6 protein-coding genes are annotated in these 2,352 nt (G+C 65.4%); all 6 read right to left on the reverse strand.

The genetic code is table 11. The features are described from left to right. The coding region (rplX, locus tag AC1DVT_RS19610; protein WP_477391002.1) for a 50S ribosomal protein L24 at positions 1 to 230 on the reverse strand (230 nt) is incomplete at its 3' end. A 2-nt stretch (positions 231 to 232) separates the two neighbouring features. After that, positions 233 to 601, reverse strand: coding sequence for a 50S ribosomal protein L14 (rplN, locus tag AC1DVT_RS19615; protein ID WP_457101836.1), 369 nt, complete (start codon positions 599 to 601; stop codon positions 233 to 235). A gap of 32 nt (positions 602 to 633) precedes the next feature. Next, positions 634 to 1,020: a 30S ribosomal protein S17 gene (gene rpsQ, locus AC1DVT_RS19620; RefSeq protein WP_457101837.1), complete on the reverse strand. Its 387-nt coding sequence runs from the start codon at positions 1,018 to 1,020 to the stop codon at positions 634 to 636. Further along, positions 1,020 to 1,334, reverse strand: coding sequence for a 50S ribosomal protein L29 (rpmC, locus tag AC1DVT_RS19625; RefSeq protein WP_477391005.1), 315 nt, complete (start codon positions 1,332 to 1,334; stop codon positions 1,020 to 1,022). Before rpmC ends, rpsQ begins: the two co-directional genes overlap by 1 nt. Beyond that, the gene (gene rplP / locus AC1DVT_RS19630) at positions 1,334 to 1,753 is read right to left on the reverse strand and encodes a 50S ribosomal protein L16 (RefSeq protein WP_457101839.1); all 420 of its coding nucleotides are present in this window, start codon (positions 1,751 to 1,753) and stop codon (positions 1,334 to 1,336) included. The genes rpmC and rplP overlap by 1 nt, the downstream gene beginning before the upstream one ends. Continuing rightward, positions 1,753 to 2,352: 30S ribosomal protein S3 (gene rpsC / locus AC1DVT_RS19635; protein ID WP_477391007.1), on the reverse strand; the 600-nt coding region annotated here is incomplete at its 5' end. The genes rpsC and rplP, both read right to left, overlap by 1 nt.

The following is a 2,352-nucleotide window of genomic DNA, read 5'->3' on the forward strand; positions in this document are numbered from 1 at the left end:
TTGGAGATGTGGATGGGGGCCTCGAAGGTCTCGATACCGCCCGTCTTGGTGCCGCGCTGGGTCTGACCCACGCGGGTGTGCTTCGTGACGTAGTTCACGCCCTCGACGATCACGCGGTTCTGCTCGACGAGGACCTCGAGGACCTTGCCCTGCTTGCCGCGGTCTCCGCCGTTGGCCTGCTTCTTGCCCGTGAGGACCTGAACCAGGTCACCCTTTTTGATCTTCGCCATGACTAAATGACCTCCGGCGCCAGCGAGACGATCTTCATGAACTTCTTGTCACGAAGCTCACGGCCGACCGGTCCGAAGATGCGGGTGCCGCGGGGCTCCCCGTCATTCTTCAGGATGACGGCGGCGTTCTCGTCGAACTTGATGTAGGAGCCGTCGGGACGACGGGTCTCTTTCTTGGTACGGACGATGACGGCCTTGACCACATCGCCCTTCTTGACGTTGCCGCCCGGGATCGCGTCCTTGACCGTGGCGACGATGACGTCGCCCAGGCCCGCATAGCGCCGGTTGGAGCCGCCGAGCACACGAATGGTGAGCAGCTCCTTGGCGCCGGTGTTGTCGGCGACCTTCAGTCGGGATTCGTTCTGAATCACTTGTTACTCCTTGGGTTCCAAGAGGCCGAGGCCTACTTGGCCTTCTCGAGGATCTCGACCAGGCGCCAGCGCTTGGTGGCGCTCAGCGGACGGGTCTCGTTGATGAGGACGAGGTCGCCGATGCCGGCAGAGTTGCCCTCATCGTGCGCCTTGACCTTCGAGGTGCGACGGATGACCTTGCCGTAGAGGGGGTGCTTTACGCGGTCCTCGACCTCGACGACGATCGTCTTGTCCATCTTGTCGCTCACCACGTAGCCGCGGCGGGACTTGCGGTAACCGCGGGCGTCGACGTCGCGCACATCGTGCGCGGACGACTCGTGACCGGCGGCAGCCGTCTCGACAGCTTCGACCGCGACGGTCTCCGCCTTCTTGGGGGCCGCCTTCTTGGGGGCGGCCTTCTTCTCGGTGGTCTCAGCCATTACTCGGCCTCTTCCTTCACGGCCGAGTCAGCGGCATCCGCCTTCTTGGCCTTCGTCTTCTTCGCCTTCGTCGCAACCTCGACGGGAGCGGGAGTGGCACGGATGCCGAGCTCGCGCTCACGGATCACGGTGTAGAGCCGCGCGATGTCGCGCTTGACCGCGCGAATGCGGCCGTGGCTCTCGAGCTGGCCGGTGGCCGACTGGAAGCGCAGGTTGAACAGCTCTTCCTTGGCCTTGCGCAGCTCCTCGACGAGGCGCTGGTCCTCGAACGTGTCGAGCTCGCTCGGTGCGAGCGTCTTTGTGCCGATCGCCATTATGCGTCGCCCTCCTCGCGCTTGATGATGCGTGCCTTCAGGGGCAGCTTGTGAATTGCACGGGTCAGGGCCTCGCGAGCGAGCTCCTCGTTGACACCGGCGACCTCGAAGAGGACGCGACCCGGCTTGACGTTCGCGACCCACCACTCGGGCGAGCCCTTACCCGAACCCATGCGGGTTTCAGCGGGCTTCTTGGTGAGCGGACGGTCGGGGTAGATGTTGATCCACACCTTGCCGCCACGCTTGATGTGACGCGTCATCGCGATACGAGCGGACTCGATCTGACGGTTGGTCACATAAGCGGGCGTGAGGGCCTGGATGCCGAACTCGCCGAAGCTGACCTTCGTGCCACCGGTCGCCTGACCGGTACGGCCCGGGTGGTGCTGCTTGCGGTGCTTGACCTTACGGGGAATAAGCATCAGGCTGACGCTCCTTCTGCGACGGGGGCGTCGTTGCGCGGGCTGCGGCGACGGTCGCCACCACGGTCATCGCGACCACGGGGTGCCTTCGGCGCGTTGGCCTGCTCGCGAGCCAGTTCCTTGGCGGTGAGGTCGCCCTTGTAGATCCAGACCTTCACGCCGATACGGCCGAAGGTGGTCTTCGCCTCGTAGAAGCCGTAGTCGATGTTCGCGCGCAGGGTGTGCAGGGGCACACGGCCTTCGCGGTAGAACTCCGACCGGCTCATCTCGGCGCCGCCGAGGCGGCCGGAGACCTGGATGCGGACACCCTTGGCGCCGGCGCGCTGAGCACCCTGCAGACCCTTGCGCATCGCGCGGCGGAAAGCCACACGTGCGGAGAGCTGCTCGGCGATGCCCTGCGCGACGAGCTGAGCGTCGGCCTCGGGGTTCTTGACCTCGAGGATGTTCAGCTGGATCTGCTTGCCGCTGAGCTTCTCGAGGTCGGCGCGGATGCGCTCGGCCTCGGCGCCGCGGCGGCCGATGACGATTCCAGGACGCGCGGTGTGGATGTCGACGCGAACGCGGTCACGCGTGCGCTCGATCTCGATGTTGCTCACACC

The organism is Microbacterium sp. P2_F9, assembly GCF_056403635.1.

Coding starts and splice junctions, on each gene's coding strand:
- rpsQ (WP_457101837.1), bottom strand. CDS start 1,020: ATGGCTGAGACCACCGAGAAGAAGGCCGCCCCCAAGAAGGCGGCCCCC.
- rplP (WP_457101839.1), bottom strand. CDS start 1,753: ATGCTTATTCCCCGTAAGGTCAAGCACCGCAAGCAGCACCACCCGGGC.
- rpmC (WP_477391005.1), bottom strand. CDS start 1,334: ATGGCGATCGGCACAAAGACGCTCGCACCGAGCGAGCTCGACACGTTC.